Here is a 14,920-nt window from a genome sequence, read left to right as displayed (position 1 = left end):
CGTGAGGGTCAGGGGCAGCGCCCGCCGCTGCCGCCGGCCCGCTCAAGCCTTCGGCTTACGCTCGAGCCAATCGACGATGGGCTGCCACTGTTCCAGATCCTTTTCGACCCGGCTCTTCGCCACATCCCACAGCGTCAGGCCATGCGCCGCTAGCTGCACGTAGTTCTGCGTATCGCGCAGAAAGCCCAGCACGGGCAGCTGCAAGCCCTCGACAAAGCGGTGCAGTTGCTCGGCCGAGCGCGTGCGGGCATCGACCCGCATGCCCACCACGCCGATTTCGATCGTCCCCTTGCGCACTGCCTTTTCTTTGGCAAGCCGCTCGAGAAACTCCTGGGTAGCGAGAATATCGAACAGCGACGGCTGAAGCGGCACGATCACCTTGTCCGCCAGATCCAGTGCAATACCGAGCCGGTTGCCGTGCAAACCCGCCGGCGTATCGATTACAGCGTGCTCCAGCCCCTTGGGCGGCTTCGCGGGCGCTTCCTGATCGATTTCCCAGACTTCAATCGGCGGCAGCGTGGCGGGCCGCAGTTCGAGCCACGCGTGGGCCGAATGCTGCTTGTCCAGATCCGCCAGTGCGACCCACTCGCCTGCCGCCGCGAAATAGCCGGCCAGATTGGTCGATAGCGTGCTCTTACCCACGCCGCCCTTCGGATTGGCCACCACGATTACCGTCATGAATACTCCCGGGAAGATGGCTGGCGCCGCCAGCCGGTTTGCCGCGTCTAGTCTGAGGTTGCGTCGACTGCGTCGATCCAGCCGTTGATAATATCGACAAATCCAGCCGGGTCGAAGCCCCGAAGGGCGATTTAGGACGGCATTCTTACAAAAAGGAACGAAATACCATGAGCAAGCTGCGCGCGAATTGCACGATCGAGAGCCTTCAGGAGCGTCAGCGGGGCACCCTGCCCGACTGGCTGGGAGTGCGGGTGAGCGCGCTGGAACAGGGCTCGCTGACGGCGGAAATGACCGTGCGGGGCGAGTTGCTCGCGCCTAACGGCTTTCTGCATGCGGCGAGCGTGATTGGGCTGGCCGATACGGCGTGCGGCTACGCGTGTCTGGCGCATCTGCCGGAAACGGCGCGCAGTTTCACCACGATCGAACTGAAGAGCAACTTCCTCGGCACCTGCGTCGAAGGCACGATCCGCGCGGTCGCGAAAGGCGTGCATCTGGGGCGGACGACGCAGGTATGGGACGCCACGGTGTTCGACCCGAACGGCAAGACGATCGCGCTGTTCCGGTGTACGCAGATGGTGCTGGTGTGAGGGTTGGGGAGGGAAGCGCTGTCGATTGCACAGCGATTGCTGTGTAAAGCACAGCAACCCGGTTCTGCCAGAGATCCTGCTGTTTATTACACAGCACTCGCTGTACAATAAACAGCAGCTATCGTTTCTCTACAGGATCCGGTTAGTTAGACACCGATCTGGAGGTTTGCCCAGATGAACGAAAAAATGTTTGCCGAGTTGTTCGGCGGAACGGAGCGGCTCAAGGCACTCCGACAACTGTTCGAGCACGCGGACCAGGAGTTCAGTTCGCGCGAGCTCGCAGCAGCCGCTCACACCGACCGCGGCAACACGCACCGCTGGCTGAAACGCTGGGAAGAAGCGGGTCTCGTCAGGCGAGGCGTTGTCACCGCTACGAATTTTCAGGCATCCCCCGATCCCGCGCTGGCTCCGCTGGTCACGCTGTTCCGGCAAAGCAGCGATCTCGTGGCGGATCTGCGCGATGTCCTTGCCGAGATAGACGGTGTGCGTTCGGCCGTTATCTTTGGTTCGTTCGCCCGCCATGGGGAAAAAGCCGGCAGCGACATCGACGTTCTTGTCCTCGGTGATGTGTCGGAACTCAAAACCAACGCGCGGCTCAAGCCGCTGGCCCGCAAGTACGGCAAGGACTTCAATGCGTCCGTGTTCCCGCCCGAGCAGTTCAGGCAATTGCTTGCGCAGGGCGACGGGTTCGCTGCTGAGGTGATGGCTCAACCGCGCATCTCGTTGATAGGAGATCTGGATGCCGGAACTTGATCATTGGCTGGATACGCCGAACACGCCTCTCGAAAGGCAGAAAACGGTCAACAAGGCACAGTTCCAAGGATGGCTCAAGGAGGCCGTCCGCAAGTACGAGGACGCGAACCGTCAACCCAACAGCGAGAGCACCCGTATGGACGCTGCGTACGACGCTGTATTTTTCTGCGCCCTTGCTGTCCTGACGAGTCAGGCCGTACGTGTTACCTCGCGCCCCGGACATCACGCGGTCGCACTAGAGGCCGCTGCGGCTGTGATGAAGCTGCCCAGTACGCTGGTCGACGAGGCGGATGCGCTGCGAGAGTGGCGCAATCGGAAATACCAAGGATTCTTCTCAGCCAGCGAGCGCGACGTGACAGACGCCATCGACACGGCACGCAAGTATCTCGAAGCAACCAGCGCATGGGTACAACGAGAACAAGCGCAGTTGTTGAAGTAACACAGCAGCGGGCAACCTGTTCTATCGGTTGGCCGTGTCCCGAAGCCTTTCAGCCGTCGCCCGTATGAAAGCGCTGTGCATTGGCAGGGCCGCCTCCAAAACGCCGAACATCATTGACGCGCGTCAAAATTTTGCAATCCTGTGCAATCCTCCCTCGGGTCTCGTGTTGGTATCCCCCTTTCGAATGACAGGTCTTCGACATATGCGACGGCCTGACCAGCCACGAGCTGGCAAAATGGGCGAAATCCCATGGACACGAACATGGCGCCTCGTCAGCATGAGCCCTCCAACACGTTAAACAAGGAGAAGACATGCTGGAATGCTCATTCCATTTGAATGACAAGCCGATGAGCGAATTCAAGATGGGATTCCGGGCCTTTCCGGCATTTTCTGGGTTACGTCATCACGTCAATAAGCGTGCATACGCCTGTGTGGCAGACTCCGGCCCCATTCCGGTCGGTGCCTATTAATGAGGTCAGTCGCGAAGGTGTGCCTGTGGGTTCTGTGGCTGATCGTGGCCACATTTCTGTACATCATGATCTGGAGCCGCCGCCTCGACTATTTCCCCGACTATCCGGAGTGGGTGGGATTAGCCGTTACCAAGGTCGCCGGGATGACGCACGATGACGATGTCGAACTGCTAACCGACTACTACTACCTGATCGTCGGTTTTTCCAATGTGTTCGCGCTACATGTTACCGGCTATCTGATCTGGCGGTTGCTGCGCAAGTCGCAGTACTGATTGACTTTCATGACGCGACGTCTGGCCTATTATTGGAGATAACAATGAGCGGTAACCGATACAGCTACGGCATACATCGAAACCTCAAACCTGCCGACCTATTCGCTTATGTAGCGCTGGACGAAACCCGGAAGCAGCTAGGGCTAGATGACTTGGGAGCTGCCGCCGCCGTGTTGCTTGGTCAAGCCGATATCCCCGTCGCAGGCAAGGTCGCAAGGGCAACCGAAGGCACGTCCGTCGCGTCACTCACCGCTCGCAAGCTGCTACCTTTCAAGGTGGCCGTGCGTCTGCCGACTATTACGAAGGTCGGACTCAAGGGAGTCCGCATCGCTTTCACGCGCAACCTGGGTGCATTCGTGGGCCGAGCCATTCCGGTTGTTGGTGAGGTCTTTTTGGCGATAGATGCGATCCAGATCATGCGCAATACGGTAGTGGCGTATAACCGCATGGTGAAACCGGCTGATCAGGTACTCCAATGAAAGACGACACTTGGGAGCGTCTCGAAGCGTTTGCGCGTGCTGAACTCGGTCGCCCGCTACTGGGCGGACGACTGAATCTGCAGCCCGCGTCTCGTCTAGAGGAGGATCTGGGCCTGACGGGACTCGACGCAGTCGAATTCATCGACAAGTGGGCGGAAACGTTCCACGTGCAAGCGCAGGATTTTCCGTACAGGCGTTACTTCGGGCCGGAAGGCCAAGATCTACTTTCGTCGTTCTTGGGACTGTTCTCAAAGCGGTTTAGCCGGTCGGCTCTGGTCCCGCTGACATTAGGGATGCTGGCTGAAGCGATGCGACGCGGAGGATGGGACACCGTAGGGATCGAGTCGATAGTGAGCCGGGACAATTAAGGCGCGAGAGGCGTGCCGGTGAGAGGTGGCAAACCCGGGGCTAAACGATGCCAAATCGTGCGCGACGCTACAGACTTGCACCCACAAGAGTATGTCCATGCTGGGCGCACAAGCAAAAAGCCCGGTCGCAATGACCGGGCTAAGTGATTGAATTTATTGGTGGGGCGCGAGTGATTCTAATACTCGACCGACGGATTATGAGTCCGCCGGGGATTCTTTCCATCAAGCGTTAGTTACCCGCTTCTCTCAAGCCGCCACCGCCCGCGGCGCCTTCGCCCCGCTCAACGCACCCACACCGCCGCCGAGCAGCGACTGCACCACCAGCGTCACCGCCCAGAAAGCCGGATATTCCCAGCCGCCGTTCGGCGAAGCGAAGCCCCAGCCGTTATGCAGGTGAGCCGACATCGCCCCCAGCATGAACGGCAGCAGCACCAGCGCGACCCAGCGGACCTGCACGCCGAGCAGCAGCGCGATCCCACCGGCCAGTTCGACAAAAGCCGTGAGATAACCGAGCCAACCTGGCAAACCCAGCGATTCGAAGAAATGCGCCGTGCCCGGCAGCGTGAAAACGAAAATCTTCTGCAGACTGTGCGCGAGATACAAGACGCCTAGCGCAACGCGCAGGAGCGTGGCGGCGAGATCGGCCGAACGGTTCGAGTTCATCAAGAGTCCTTGTCAGTTGAATGAGACGACGCCCGCGCGTCGTCAATAGACCGGACTGTATTCGAACCATAGGGTCGGAAAAACCGCTATTCAGGCTTAGATTATTTCCTGTTAGGAATTAATCGATCGCCGCCCCGGCCAGCTTCCTCACGGATCAACCGATCGCCGCAAACAGCTTCTCCAGATCGAGATGCTCAGCCAAGGTATCGGCCAGCCGCTCCAGTGAAGCTTCACGCAGCGCCGGATAGTCGATCGTCTGCGCATCGCTCAAACCCGCCCACTCCAGCAGCGCAGCACAAGCCGCCGGGGTGTCGAACAGGCTGTGCACGTAGGTGGCAAAAATTTGCCCATCGGGTGAAAGCGCGCCGTCGGGCCGCTCGCCGCCCTCCGGCGTGGCCAGTCGCAACGCCGGCGCAGCCAGAGCCGGACCTTCAGTCTCGCCCATGTGAATCTCATAGCCGGCCACGTTCGCCGCCCCCGGTAGCGCGAGACAACCCGTCACGTTCTTGAGGGTCTTCTCGCGCGTCAAGATGGTCGAGTAATCGAGCCAGCCAAGCCCCGCGACGCTGCCCGGCGCCCCTTCGACGCCATGCGGATCGGCCACTTCTCGCCCGAGCATCTGCATGCCGCCGCAAATGCCGATCACCTTGCCGCCGTAGCGCAGATGACGTTGCAGCACCTTATCCCAGCCTTGCGCGCGCAGAAACGCCAGATCGCCCTGCACGTTCTTCGAGCCCGGCAGGACGATCAGGTCGGCGGCGGGCGGCGTCGTACCGCTGCGCACGTAATGAAAATCGACCTGCGGATGGGCACGCAGCGCGTCGAAATCGGTGTGGTTGCTGATATGCGGCAGCACCGGCACCACCACGCGCAAGGCCGTGCGCGCTTCGGCCCCGGCTGCCTGCGCGGCCCGCAGCTCACGCGGCAACATGTCTTCGGCATCGAGCGTGAGGCCGTGCAGGTACGGCACCACGCCGAGCACCGGCTTGCCGGTCCTCGCTTCGAGCCAGTCGAGTCCCGGCTTGAGCAGGCCGATATCGCCGCGAAACCGGTTGATGATGAAACCGCGCACGCGTGCCTGCTCGCTCGCCGACAGGCACGCCAGCGTCCCGGTCAGATGCGCGAATACGCCGCCGCGATCGATATCCGCGACCAGCACGACCGGGCAGTCGACCGCCTCCGCAAAGCCCATGTTGGCAATATCGCGCTCGCGCAGGTTGATCTCCGCGGGACTGCCCGCCCCTTCCACGAAGATCGTGTCGTAGCCGGCCCGCAGCCGCGCGTACGACGCCAGCACGGCTTCGAAGGCCACCGGCTTGTAGTCGTGATAGGCGCGCGCGTCGAGATTCATGCGCGCCTTGCCGTGGATGATCACCTGGGCGCCGCGGTCGCTGGTCGGCTTGAGCAGCACCGGGTTCAGATCGGTGTGCGCGGCGATGCCCGCCGCCACCGCCTGCAAGGCCTGGGCGCGGCCGATCTCGCCGCCGTCGACGGTCACCGCGCTGTTGAGCGCCATGTTCTGCGGCTTGAACGGCGCGACCCGCACGCCGGCGCGCCGCGCGAGGCGGCACAGCCCGGCCACGAGCGTGCTCTTGCCGGCATCGGAGGTCGTCCCCTGGATCATCAGCGTGCCGCGCGGTACGCGCATCGTCTCGGGCACGCGCACGCCGTCGGGCAGGTTTGAAGTCTTTACCATCGTCTCGAAACAGAAGGCCCAACCAGTTGATGGAAGCCGGCATTATCCCATCGCCCCGGTACAATCACGCGATGATTCCCCGTGACCTCACCTTCGTTCTCGGCGGCGCGCGCTCAGGCAAGAGCGTGCATGCCGAACAGCTCGCGAGCGGCAGCGCGCGGCCCGTCACCTATATCGCCACCGCGCAGCGCGCGGGCGACGAGGAATTCGCCGCCCGTATCGCCCACCATCGCGCGCGACGGCCCGCGCACTGGCAGTTGCTCGAAGCCTCGGTGGACCTCGCCAGCGCCGTCGCGCAAGCCGACGCGCCCGGCCACTGCATCCTGATCGACTGCCTGACGCTGTGGCTCGCCAACCTGCTATGTCCGACGGACGGCGCCGCACCCAGCGACGACTATCCCGCACGCTTCGCCGCGTTCGAGGGCGCGCTCGGCTCGGCGCAAGGCAAGATCATCGTCGTCAGCAACGAGATCGGCCTGGGCGTCGTGCCGCTCGGCGCGGCGACGCGCCTGTACGTCGACGAACTCGGGCGTCTCAATCAGCGCATCGCCGCATTGAGCACCCAGGTGACGATGATGGTCGCGGGTCTGCCGCTCGCGCTCAAGCCTGCGAGCCGCTAGTGACGCTGTCCTTGCCCCTGATCGCAACTCTCGCGACCGCCGGCGTCGCTCTCGACCGCTGGCTCGGCGAACCGCGCGCGGCCCATCCGCTGGTCGGCTTCGGCAAGCTCGCCGTGCGGATCGAAGCACGCCTGAACACCGGGCAACGCGGACGGCTGTTCGGTATCGCCGCCTGGGCGCTCGCCGTGCTGCCGCCGGTGTTGATCGCTGCGTGGCTCGTCGCCGTGCTGCCGTTCCTCGCGGCCTGCGCGGTGCATGTCCTGCTGCTGTGGTTCGCGCTCGGCGCGCGCAGCCTCGACGATCACATTGCGCCGATCGCTCGCGCGCTCGCGCAACGCAATCTCGCCGAGGCGCGTCTCTTGACCGCGCGCATCGTCTCGCGCGAAACGGCCCATGCCGACGAGGCCGCGCTCTCGCGCGCCGCCGTCGAGTCGGCGCTGGAAAACGGCAACGATGCGATCTTCGGCGCGCTGTTCTGGTTCGCCGTAGCCGGCGGTCCGGGAGCGCTGGCGTTTCGCCTCGCCAATACGCTCGATGCCATGTGGGGTTATCGCACGCCGCGTTATCTGCGCTTCGGCTGGGCCGCCGCGCGCATCGACGATGTGCTCAACTGGATTCCCGCGCGCCTGACGGCGGCGAGCTACGCGTTGCTCGGCGATACGCGCACCGCGTTGCGCTGCTGGCGCGAGCAGGCGTCGCGCTGGGACAGCCCCAATGCAGGACCGGTCATGGCATCCGGCGCCGGCAGCCTGAATGTGCTGCTCGGCGGAGCGGCGGTGTATCACGGCGCGCTCGAAGCGCGTCCCACGCTCGGCGCCGGACAGCCCGCCAACACCGCGCATATCGTCGCGGCGCTGCAACTGGTCGAGCGCACGGTGTTCCTGTGGCTCGCGGCGCTGATCGTGCTGGCCTTGTTAAGCGTCCCGTTCCATGGTTAATCCCATCGTCCACGGCGGCAACCTGCATGAAGCGGCGCAGCGCTACGGCATTGCGTACCCGCAGTGGCTCGACCTCTCGACCGGCATCAATCCGCACGGTTATCCGGTGCCGCCGGTGCCGGCCGACGCCTGGCGCCGCCTGCCCGATGAGGGCGACGGTTTTGCCGCCTGCGCCGCAGACTACTACGGCGCACCCGCTACGCAGCATGTACTGCCGGTCGCGGGCAGCCAGGCAGCCATCCGCCTGCTGCCTTCGCTATTGCCGCGCGCGACGGTCGCCATCGCCCCGCTCACCTATAGCGAATATGCGCCTGCGTTCGAGCAGGCCGGTCATCGGATCGCGCCGCTCGACGTCACTTGCGAGGTACTGCCCGACGAGCTCACGCACGCCGTCGTGGTCAATCCGAACAACCCGACGGCCGATCACCTGAGCGCAGAGAAACTCCTGCAATGGCACGCGCAACTGCTGGCACGCGGCGGCACGCTGGTGGTCGACGAAGCGTTTGCCGATGCGCTGCCTGTGGCATCGCTGGCCGGCTACGCCGACCGGCCTGGCCTCGTCGTGCTGCGTTCGCCGGGCAAGTTCTTCGGCCTCGCCGGTGTGCGCGCAGGCTTCGTGCTGGGCGAGCCCGCGCTGCTCAGCCGCTTGCGCGAAAGACTCGGCGCGTGGACCGTCAGCGGTCCCGCCCGGCACGCAGTGAGCGCAGCCTTCAAGGATCTGGCGTGGCAAAATCAGATGCGCGCGCAACTTGGAGCAGAAAGCACGCGCCTGACCGGGCTGTTGCGAACGCAACGTTTTTCGACACGCAGCACACCGCTCTTCGCATGGACCGACGATCCGCGCGCCGCCGCGTTGCATCATCAACTGGCATTGCACGGCATCTGGACGCGTTTGTTTGCCGCCTCCGCAAGCGTGCGTTTCGGACTGCCGGGCTCCGAGCAGGAATGGCAGCGATTCGAGCAAGCCCTGCGCGAAAGCGTGAGTGCTGTCGATGCTGCACGCTCAGGCTGAAGCCATCGCCCCAAGCATCATTCGCCATCCATCGCTCACTCGCCGCCCAGCGCCATCCAGCCACATGACTCGCCCCTCACGCTTCGCCTCGTCTTTGGCCTCGCTTGTCTGCGTCACGCTCGTGGCCTGCGCTTTCGCGTCGACAGCACAGGCCACGGTCAGCGCAACCGACGACACCGGCGCCACCGTCTCGCTCGCCGCGCCGGCCCAACGCGTGATCAGCCTTGCGCCGCACGTGACCGAGCTGATCTACGCAGCGGGCGGCGGTGCAAAGCTGGTGGGTGCGGTGTCGTACAGCGACTACCCGCCGGCAGCGAAGCAGGTGCCGCGCGTCGGCGACAACAAGGCGCTCGACCTCGAACGCATCGTCGCGCTCAAACCCGATCTGATCGTGGTCTGGCGGCACGGCAATGCGCAGTCGCAACTCGAACGCCTGCGCGAGTTGCACATCCCGCTCTTCTTCAGCGAGCCGCACCAACTGGATGACGTCGCGCTCACCCTGACGCGCCTGGGCACCCTGCTCGGCACGTCGGACACCGCGGATGCCGCAGCGAGCGCATACCGCGAAGACATCGCACGGCTGCGCGCACGCTACGCGAGCCGGCCACCTGTCAGCGTGTTCTATCAGGTATGGGATCAACCGCTGATGACGCTCAACGGCACGCATATGGTCAGCGACGTGATCTCGCTATGCGGCGGCCGCAACGTGTTTGCGACACTCGAACCGCTGGTGCCGACGGTCTCGACGGAGGCGGTACTTGCGGCCAACCCGGAAGCGATCGTAACGGCATCGGCGGGCGCCACCCGACCCGATGCGCCGCTGGCGAAACTCGACGCATGGCGTGCCTGGCCAAGCCTTACGGCCGTGGCGCGCAACAACCTGTTCGCCATCGACGGCGATCTGATCGACCGTCCCGCACCGCGAATTGCGCAAGGCGCCGCGCAGTTGTGCGAGGATCTGGAGGTGGCGCGCTCGCGCAGACCAACCGGTACTCTCAAGGAAACGCCGGGCCGCCCCAAGTTTCCCGCCCCGCAGGAAGTCCCCCTGGGGGATTGACCCCCTCGGGGGGCCTGACGCGTAAGCGGCAGGTTTTGGGGGCGCTCAGTAAACATCGAGCGGCGCGCTCGTCTCAAGCGCAGTGAAGCTCAACCGGTAGCGCGAGCCGCTCAGGCATTCCACCGCACCAGCGACCAGAGTTGCTGCTCATCGTCACGCCGCAGCCACACCACACCGGCCATCTCGAGCGACCATTGGGTCGAGCGCGCCACCGGCACGCCGAGCACCAGCGCGGCGATCGCCCGTATCACACCGGCATGCGTCACGACATACGCCGGCGAACATTCACGCGTTTGAGCAAACGCATCGAGCCACGCCTGCACCCGCGCGACAAACTGCGCGACACTCTCGCCGCCATGCGCGCGGGCGGAGTCGAAATTCGCAGCCCACTCATCGAGCAATGCGCGATCGATCTCATCCCAGCGCTGCTGCTCCCACGCGCCGAAGTCCATTTCCTTCAGACGGTCGTCAAGACTGTGAGCGCAACCGAAGCTTCCCGCCAGCGCCGCGGCGACCGAGGCACAGCGCAGCAGCGGACTCGCCAGCAGCACGCGCGGCGGCGGCACCTGCAAGGTAGCGAGGCGCATCGCCAGCGCCGCCGCCGACTCCGCGGGGTCCGCGGCGAGCGCGACATCGCTGTGCCCGTAACAGACGCCCGCTTCGACCGCGACCGCCGGATGGCGAATCAGAACGAGATCCATGCAAGCCCCAACAGATAGATAGCCAGTTCGAAGATCTGTTGCGCGAAGCCCAGGCAATCGCCGGTATAGCCGCCGATGCGTCTGACGAAATAGCGGCCGATGGCGAAGCGCAGCACCACTAGCAGCATGAGCGCCGCACAGCCGAAACGCCAGTCCGGCCAGAACAGCGCCGGCAGTCCGAACAGCGCCGCCGGCGCGAACGCCGCGCCGCTCAGGCGTTGCGCGACCGGTTTCGCCTTGCCTTCGGCGCGCACGTAATCGAGCGTCGCCAGATAGCTGATCGCACCGGTGCGGCTCGCAGCATGCGCCGCAATCATCAGACCTGCCGCGCGCAACGGCGGCAGGACCGCAAGCGTCTGCCACTTCAGGGCCAAGGCGATAACCAGCGCAATCGCGCCGAACGCGCCGATGCGCGAATCCTGCATGATGCGCAGCACGTCCTCGCGCGTATAGGCGCCACCGAACGCATCGCAGCAATCCGCCAGACCGTCCTCATGAAACGCACCGGTGACGAGCAGGGTCGCGGCCATCGACAACAGCACCGCCACGCCCGGCACGAACACATGCAAGGCCGCCAGATACACAAGCGCAGCGAGCCCCCCCACCAGCACGCCGACCAGCGGAAAGTAGCGCGCGGCCGCGTTCAGATAGTGCGGCTCATAGCCGACCCAGCGCGGCACCGGCACGCGCGTGAAATAGCCGAGCGCCGTGAAGAAGTAGCGCAACTCCATGAGCGGATTCATCGGCGTGCGACGCCCGTGAGCCGCTTAAGCATCGCGATCCGCAACTCCGGCCGATTCGAAGCTGGCCATCTCGTTGAGGAACGCCACCGCAGCGCGCAGCAAGGGCACCGCCAGCGCAGCCCCGGTGCCTTCGCCAAGACGCATGTCGAGCGCGAGCAGCGGCATGGCGCCGAAATGATCGAGCATGCGGCGATGCCCGGCTTCGTTCGAGGCGTGCGCGAACACACAGTATTCGCGCACGTTGGGCGCCAACGCATCGGCCACCAGCAGCGCGGAGGTAGCGATAAAGCCATCGACGAGGATCGTCATGCGCGCTTCGGCCGCGGCGAGATAGGCGCCTGCCATCATGGCGATTTCGAAGCCGCCGAAGGTTGCAAGCGCAACCAGCGGATCGGCGCTCGGCGCGTGATGCGCCAGCGCCGAGGCCAGCACATTGCGTTTCTTCGCGAGCCCGGCGTTGTCGAGGCCCGTGCCGCGTCCGACGCATTCGTCGATCGGCACGCCGCACAAGCGGCTCATAAGGCAAGCAGCCGCAGACGTATTGGCAATGCCCATTTCGCCAAAGCCGATCACGTTGGTGCCGAGCGCCGCGTGGCGACGCACGCGCTCCGCCCCGGCGCGCATCGCAGCGAGCGCCTGGTCGCGCGTCATCGCAGGTTCATGGGCGAAATTGCGCGTGCCCGCCGCAACCGGAATATCGACGAGCCCCCCGGTAGCCGGCAACGGCGTCGCAATGCCCGCGTTGACCACTTCGAGCGTCATGTCGGCGACGCGGCTCAGTGCATTGATAGCCGCCCCGCCTGCCAGAAAATTCTCCACCATCTGCGCGGTCACGGCCTGCGGATACGGACTCACGCCTTCTTCAGCAATGCCGTGGTCGCCCGCGAACACAATCATGGCCGGACGCTGTACCGTGGGATGCGTGGTTCGCTGGATCAGGCCCATCTGCCGCGCCAGCGTTTCGAGCCTCCCGAGGCTGCCGGGCGGCTTGGTTTTCGTATCGATCAGATGTTGCAGGGTGTTGCGCAGCGTCTGATCGAGTGGTTCGACGACGGGCAAAGCGAGTGACGAAGTCATAGGCATTCGAGTAAGAGAGAAAATCTGCAACGTGCTTCATGAAGACGGTCCTGCCGCCCCGCCCTGCACAGCGTAAGGCCGTGGCGCAGGGATCAGCGCCTCGTGGCCGCCATCCTGCAGCAGGATCAGCGGATAGCCGAAGGCGCGGCTCGCCAGCGCCGGCGTCAACACCTCGCGCACCGGGCCCGCGAACGCCGAACCGGAGCCGTCGAGCAGCAGCGCATGCGTTGCAAAGCGTCGTGCGAGGTTCAGGTCGTGGCACGAAAACAGTACTGTACGCTTCGGCTCGGCTGCCCAACCAATCAACGCCTCGAGGCAGTCGACCTGATGATGCAGGTCGAGATGCGCGAGCGGTTCATCGAGCAGCAGCAGCGGCGCTTCCTGGCACAGCGCGGCGGCAAGCGCGACGCGCTGCCGCTCGCCGCCCGAGAGCGACAGCACATCACGCGTGGCAAACGCGCTCAGGCCGAGCAGGTCGAGCGCGGCATGTGCAGCGGCACGATCGGCCGGGCGCTCCCAGCCCCATCCTGTGAGATGCGGAAAACGGTTCAGCAGCACGATATCGAGCACGCTCGCGCTGAAGGCGTCGTGTGCGCTTTGCGGCATCAGCGCGCGGCGTTGCGCAAGCGATGCGGCAGGCCAGTCGGCCACGCGCACGCCATCCAGTTCGACGTGGCCCGCTGCGGGCGGCAACAAACCGGCCAGCGCGGAAATCAAGGTGGTCTTGCCCGCACCGTTCGGCCCCGCGATACACCAGACTTCTCCCGGATAGAACGTGTGCGTGAAGCGATCGAGCAGCGTGCGTGCGCCGGCACGCAGCGTCAGGTGTTGCGCGCTGAGTGTGGCGGGTGGGGTCTGGTTGGACCCGGGTAGCGGGCGTGTCGTCATCGAGACCTGCGCAACAGCATCCACAGGAACAGCGGCACGCCGGTCAAAGCCGTGATCACGCCAACCGGCAATTGCGCGGGCGCAACCACCGTGCGGGCGACGAGGTCCGCGCCCATCACCGCCACGCCGCCGCCGAGCGCAGCGGCCGGCAACAACATACGCTGATCGTTGCCAAACGCGAGCCGCAAGGTATGCGGCACCACCAGGCCCACAAAGCCGATCGTCCCGCCGGTCGTCACGGCCGCCGCGGCCGCCAGCGAGGCGGCCAGATAGACACGCAAACGCAGATGCGTCACGGAGACGCCCAGCGCCTGCGCTGCGGCATCGCCGCGCAGCAGCACGTTGAGCTGTGGCGCGGCGGGCAAAATCGCCGCCAGCACGGCCACCAGCGCGGCGAGCGCAAGCCACGGCAAGCCGCCGCCGTTCAGATCGCCGGTGAGCCAGAACAACATGCCGCGCAAGCGATTATCCGGTGCGAGGGTCAACAGCAAGGTGATCAGCGCGCCCCAGCCTGCCGCAATCACCGCACCCGTGAGCAGCAAACGCGGCGAGGTGTCCTGCGGCTCGCCGCGCCACAACTCGCGGCGCGCCAGACCGAGGACCAGCAGGATCGACACGAACGCACCGGCGAACGCGCTCGCATCGACGAGCCACCATGCGCAACCGGCCATCATCGCGAACAGCGCGAAGCTCGCTGCGCCACCGGAGACGCCCAGCACATAGGGCTCGGCCAGCGGATTGCGCAGCAGCACCTGCAGCAGCGCGCCGGCCACCGCCAGCAACGCACCGCAAGCAAAACCGGCCAACGCGCGCGGCAAGCGCAGCGAACGCACGATCTCGCCGGCAAGGTCGGCTGCGCTGCCGTGCGCGGGCAGCGGCAGCAGCGCGGCCAGCACGCGGGCCGGCGCAAGCGGCACGCTGCCGAGCGCCAGCGACGCCATCAGCACCACGAGCGCCAGCACGGCGAGCACACACCAGATCGCCGCGGCGCGCCTCGCGTGCATGAGCGGCAGACGACGCACGGACAGGCGGTTCATCCGGGCAGCCTCAGCGCAGCAGGCCTGGCGTCATTGCCGCTGCCCGGCCAGCGTGAGGCCGGCGCCGCGAGGCGGCAGGTTGTAGGTGTAGGACAACTCATAGTGTTCAGCAGATTCTGGATTTTCGCGGGGACCTACGACGAGTTCGTGACGTGGGAGCGCGCGCAACGAGTCCGCATAGCGGGTGGTGACTTTCCAACGTTCGGGGAGATTCAGGCCGTTGCCCAGATAGTAACTGTTCGTTCTGGCGAAACCGGCATACGGTTTGCGTTGCAGCGACGCACGCCCCGTCTTCCCACGCGTCTCGCGCAGTGGCACACTCGCGGGTTCGCATTTGAGCCGCATGTCCAGGCCGGCCCGCATGACGACGTGCTCGCTTGACGCTGCGCGGCAGCACAACCCAGCCTGGCCCTGGCGGATCTCGCGCCTGTTTCCCGCTTAA

At 65.1% G+C, this 14,920-nt stretch carries 19 protein-coding genes and 1 tRNA gene; 10 read left to right on the top strand and 10 right to left on the bottom strand.

What is annotated here, in order from left to right; all coding sequences use genetic code 11:
- Positions 1–42: 42 nt before the first annotated feature.
- Positions 43–678, bottom strand: a complete 636-nt coding sequence (locus AC1ECK_RS17360) for a nucleotide-binding protein (protein WP_480321196.1) — start codon at positions 676–678, stop codon at positions 43–45.
- 167 nt (positions 679–845) lie between these two features.
- On the opposite strand from AC1ECK_RS17360, the gene AC1ECK_RS17355 reads away from it, so the two are divergent.
- From AC1ECK_RS17355 to AC1ECK_RS17330, 6 genes are all read left to right on the top strand, one after another.
- Positions 846–1,265 carry a PaaI family thioesterase gene (locus tag AC1ECK_RS17355; RefSeq protein ID WP_480321195.1) on the top strand — a complete coding sequence of 140 codons (420 nt, stop codon included), beginning with the start codon at positions 846–848 and terminating at the stop codon, positions 1,263–1,265.
- 174 nt (positions 1,266–1,439) lie between these two features.
- Positions 1,440–2,018 carry a nucleotidyltransferase domain-containing protein gene (locus AC1ECK_RS17350; protein WP_480321194.1) on the top strand — a complete coding sequence of 193 codons (579 nt, stop codon included), beginning with the start codon at positions 1,440–1,442 and terminating at the stop codon, positions 2,016–2,018.
- Positions 2,005–2,457 carry a hypothetical protein gene (locus AC1ECK_RS17345; protein ID WP_480321193.1) on the top strand — a complete coding sequence of 151 codons (453 nt, stop codon included), beginning with the start codon at positions 2,005–2,007 and terminating at the stop codon, positions 2,455–2,457. Before AC1ECK_RS17350 ends, AC1ECK_RS17345 begins: the two co-directional genes overlap by 14 nt.
- 469 nt (positions 2,458–2,926) lie before the next feature.
- Positions 2,927–3,199: a hypothetical protein gene (locus AC1ECK_RS17340; protein ID WP_480321192.1), complete on the top strand. Its 273-nt coding sequence runs from the start codon at positions 2,927–2,929 to the stop codon at positions 3,197–3,199.
- Positions 3,200–3,243: 44 nt separating this feature from the next.
- On the top strand, positions 3,244–3,678 hold the full coding sequence (locus tag AC1ECK_RS17335; RefSeq protein ID WP_480321191.1) for an STM2901 family protein: 435 nt from the start codon (positions 3,244–3,246) through the stop codon (positions 3,676–3,678).
- Positions 3,675–4,046: a DUF1493 family protein gene (locus AC1ECK_RS17330; RefSeq protein WP_480321190.1), complete on the top strand. Its 372-nt coding sequence runs from the start codon at positions 3,675–3,677 to the stop codon at positions 4,044–4,046. Before AC1ECK_RS17335 ends, AC1ECK_RS17330 begins: the two co-directional genes overlap by 4 nt.
- Before the next feature lie 157 nt (positions 4,047–4,203).
- On the opposite strand, the gene AC1ECK_RS17325 is transcribed toward AC1ECK_RS17330, so the two are convergent.
- From AC1ECK_RS17325 to AC1ECK_RS17315, 3 genes are all read right to left on the bottom strand, one after another.
- Positions 4,204–4,304: transfer RNA gene (locus AC1ECK_RS17325), tRNA-Ile, on the bottom strand.
- Positions 4,293–4,709, bottom strand: a complete 417-nt coding sequence (locus tag AC1ECK_RS17320) for a DoxX family protein (RefSeq protein ID WP_480321189.1) — start codon at positions 4,707–4,709, stop codon at positions 4,293–4,295. Before AC1ECK_RS17320 ends, AC1ECK_RS17325 begins: the two co-directional genes overlap by 12 nt.
- Before the next feature lie 154 nt (positions 4,710–4,863).
- The gene (locus tag AC1ECK_RS17315) at positions 4,864–6,405 is read right to left on the bottom strand and encodes a cobyric acid synthase (RefSeq protein ID WP_480321188.1); all 1,542 of its coding nucleotides are present in this window, start codon (positions 6,403–6,405) and stop codon (positions 4,864–4,866) included.
- A gap of 71 nt (positions 6,406–6,476) precedes the next feature.
- Here AC1ECK_RS17315 and cobU point away from each other — a divergent pair, with 71 nt between their 5' ends.
- From cobU to AC1ECK_RS17295, 4 genes are all read left to right on the top strand, one after another.
- Positions 6,477–7,025: a bifunctional adenosylcobinamide kinase/adenosylcobinamide-phosphate guanylyltransferase gene (cobU, locus tag AC1ECK_RS17310; protein WP_480321187.1), complete on the top strand. Its 549-nt coding sequence runs from the start codon at positions 6,477–6,479 to the stop codon at positions 7,023–7,025.
- The gene (cbiB, locus tag AC1ECK_RS17305) at positions 7,025–7,963 is read left to right on the top strand and encodes an adenosylcobinamide-phosphate synthase CbiB (protein WP_480321186.1); all 939 of its coding nucleotides are present in this window, start codon (positions 7,025–7,027) and stop codon (positions 7,961–7,963) included. Before cobU ends, cbiB begins: the two co-directional genes overlap by 1 nt.
- Positions 7,956–8,975 carry a threonine-phosphate decarboxylase CobD gene (gene cobD / locus AC1ECK_RS17300; protein WP_480321185.1) on the top strand — a complete coding sequence of 340 codons (1,020 nt, stop codon included), beginning with the start codon at positions 7,956–7,958 and terminating at the stop codon, positions 8,973–8,975. The genes cbiB and cobD overlap by 8 nt, the downstream gene beginning before the upstream one ends.
- A gap of 64 nt (positions 8,976–9,039) precedes the next feature.
- Complete coding sequence (locus AC1ECK_RS17295) at positions 9,040–10,032, top strand: cobalamin-binding protein (protein WP_480321184.1); 993 nt, start codon at positions 9,040–9,042, stop codon at positions 10,030–10,032.
- A gap of 110 nt (positions 10,033–10,142) precedes the next feature.
- Here AC1ECK_RS17295 and cobC read toward each other — a convergent pair whose 3' ends face one another.
- The 6 genes from cobC to AC1ECK_RS17265 are packed head-to-tail and all read right to left on the bottom strand — an operon-like array spanning position 10,143 to position 14,841.
- Positions 10,143–10,733: an alpha-ribazole phosphatase gene (gene cobC / locus AC1ECK_RS17290; protein ID WP_480321183.1), complete on the bottom strand. Its 591-nt coding sequence runs from the start codon at positions 10,731–10,733 to the stop codon at positions 10,143–10,145.
- Complete coding sequence (locus tag AC1ECK_RS17285; RefSeq protein WP_480321182.1) at positions 10,718–11,476, bottom strand: adenosylcobinamide-GDP ribazoletransferase; 759 nt, start codon at positions 11,474–11,476, stop codon at positions 10,718–10,720. Before AC1ECK_RS17285 ends, cobC begins: the two co-directional genes overlap by 16 nt.
- Positions 11,477–11,500: 24 nt before the next feature.
- Positions 11,501–12,553 carry a nicotinate-nucleotide--dimethylbenzimidazole phosphoribosyltransferase gene (gene cobT / locus AC1ECK_RS17280; RefSeq protein ID WP_480321181.1) on the bottom strand — a complete coding sequence of 351 codons (1,053 nt, stop codon included), beginning with the start codon at positions 12,551–12,553 and terminating at the stop codon, positions 11,501–11,503.
- A gap of 36 nt (positions 12,554–12,589) precedes the next feature.
- Entirely contained in the window at positions 12,590–13,441 is an 852-nt protein-coding gene (locus tag AC1ECK_RS17275) for an ABC transporter ATP-binding protein (RefSeq protein WP_480321180.1), read from the bottom strand.
- Positions 13,438–14,478, bottom strand: coding sequence for a FecCD family ABC transporter permease (locus AC1ECK_RS17270; protein ID WP_480321179.1), 1,041 nt, complete (start codon positions 14,476–14,478; stop codon positions 13,438–13,440). Before AC1ECK_RS17270 ends, AC1ECK_RS17275 begins: the two co-directional genes overlap by 4 nt.
- 30 nt (positions 14,479–14,508) lie before the next feature.
- A complete protein-coding gene (locus tag AC1ECK_RS17265; RefSeq protein ID WP_480321178.1) occupies positions 14,509–14,841 on the bottom strand; it encodes a hypothetical protein in 333 nt (110 codons plus the stop codon).
- Positions 14,842–14,920: the final 79 nt, after the last annotated feature.

This window comes from Paraburkholderia sp. SSBN10T (assembly GCF_056619545.1).
This window is presented reverse-complemented; position numbering and strand designations above follow the sequence as displayed.

Excerpts from the sequence above, each read along its gene's own strand:
- cobC (WP_480321183.1), bottom strand. The coding sequence starts at position 10,733 with ATGGATCTCGTTCTGATTCGCCATCCGGCGGTCGCGGTCGAAGCGGGC.
- AC1ECK_RS17330 (WP_480321190.1), top strand. The coding sequence starts at position 3,675 with ATGAAAGACGACACTTGGGAGCGTCTCGAAGCGTTTGCGCGTGCTGAA.
- AC1ECK_RS17265 (WP_480321178.1), bottom strand. The coding sequence starts at position 14,841 with ATGCGGGCCGGCCTGGACATGCGGCTCAAATGCGAACCCGCGAGTGTG.
- cobU (WP_480321187.1), top strand. The coding sequence starts at position 6,477 with ATGATTCCCCGTGACCTCACCTTCGTTCTCGGCGGCGCGCGCTCAGGC.
- AC1ECK_RS17275 (WP_480321180.1), bottom strand. The coding sequence starts at position 13,441 with ATGACGACACGCCCGCTACCCGGGTCCAACCAGACCCCACCCGCCACA.
- AC1ECK_RS17270 (WP_480321179.1), bottom strand. The coding sequence starts at position 14,478 with ATGAACCGCCTGTCCGTGCGTCGTCTGCCGCTCATGCACGCGAGGCGC.
- AC1ECK_RS17315 (WP_480321188.1), bottom strand. The coding sequence starts at position 6,405 with ATGGTAAAGACTTCAAACCTGCCCGACGGCGTGCGCGTGCCCGAGACG.
- AC1ECK_RS17285 (WP_480321182.1), bottom strand. The coding sequence starts at position 11,476 with ATGAATCCGCTCATGGAGTTGCGCTACTTCTTCACGGCGCTCGGCTAT.
- AC1ECK_RS17335 (WP_480321191.1), top strand. The coding sequence starts at position 3,244 with ATGAGCGGTAACCGATACAGCTACGGCATACATCGAAACCTCAAACCT.
- AC1ECK_RS17345 (WP_480321193.1), top strand. The coding sequence starts at position 2,005 with ATGCCGGAACTTGATCATTGGCTGGATACGCCGAACACGCCTCTCGAA.
- cobD (WP_480321185.1), top strand. The coding sequence starts at position 7,956 with ATGGTTAATCCCATCGTCCACGGCGGCAACCTGCATGAAGCGGCGCAG.
- AC1ECK_RS17320 (WP_480321189.1), bottom strand. The coding sequence starts at position 4,709 with ATGAACTCGAACCGTTCGGCCGATCTCGCCGCCACGCTCCTGCGCGTT.
- cobT (WP_480321181.1), bottom strand. The coding sequence starts at position 12,553 with ATGACTTCGTCACTCGCTTTGCCCGTCGTCGAACCACTCGATCAGACG.
- AC1ECK_RS17350 (WP_480321194.1), top strand. The coding sequence starts at position 1,440 with ATGAACGAAAAAATGTTTGCCGAGTTGTTCGGCGGAACGGAGCGGCTC.
- AC1ECK_RS17340 (WP_480321192.1), top strand. The coding sequence starts at position 2,927 with ATGAGGTCAGTCGCGAAGGTGTGCCTGTGGGTTCTGTGGCTGATCGTG.
- AC1ECK_RS17360 (WP_480321196.1), bottom strand. The coding sequence starts at position 678 with ATGACGGTAATCGTGGTGGCCAATCCGAAGGGCGGCGTGGGTAAGAGC.
- AC1ECK_RS17355 (WP_480321195.1), top strand. The coding sequence starts at position 846 with ATGAGCAAGCTGCGCGCGAATTGCACGATCGAGAGCCTTCAGGAGCGT.
- AC1ECK_RS17295 (WP_480321184.1), top strand. The coding sequence starts at position 9,040 with ATGACTCGCCCCTCACGCTTCGCCTCGTCTTTGGCCTCGCTTGTCTGC.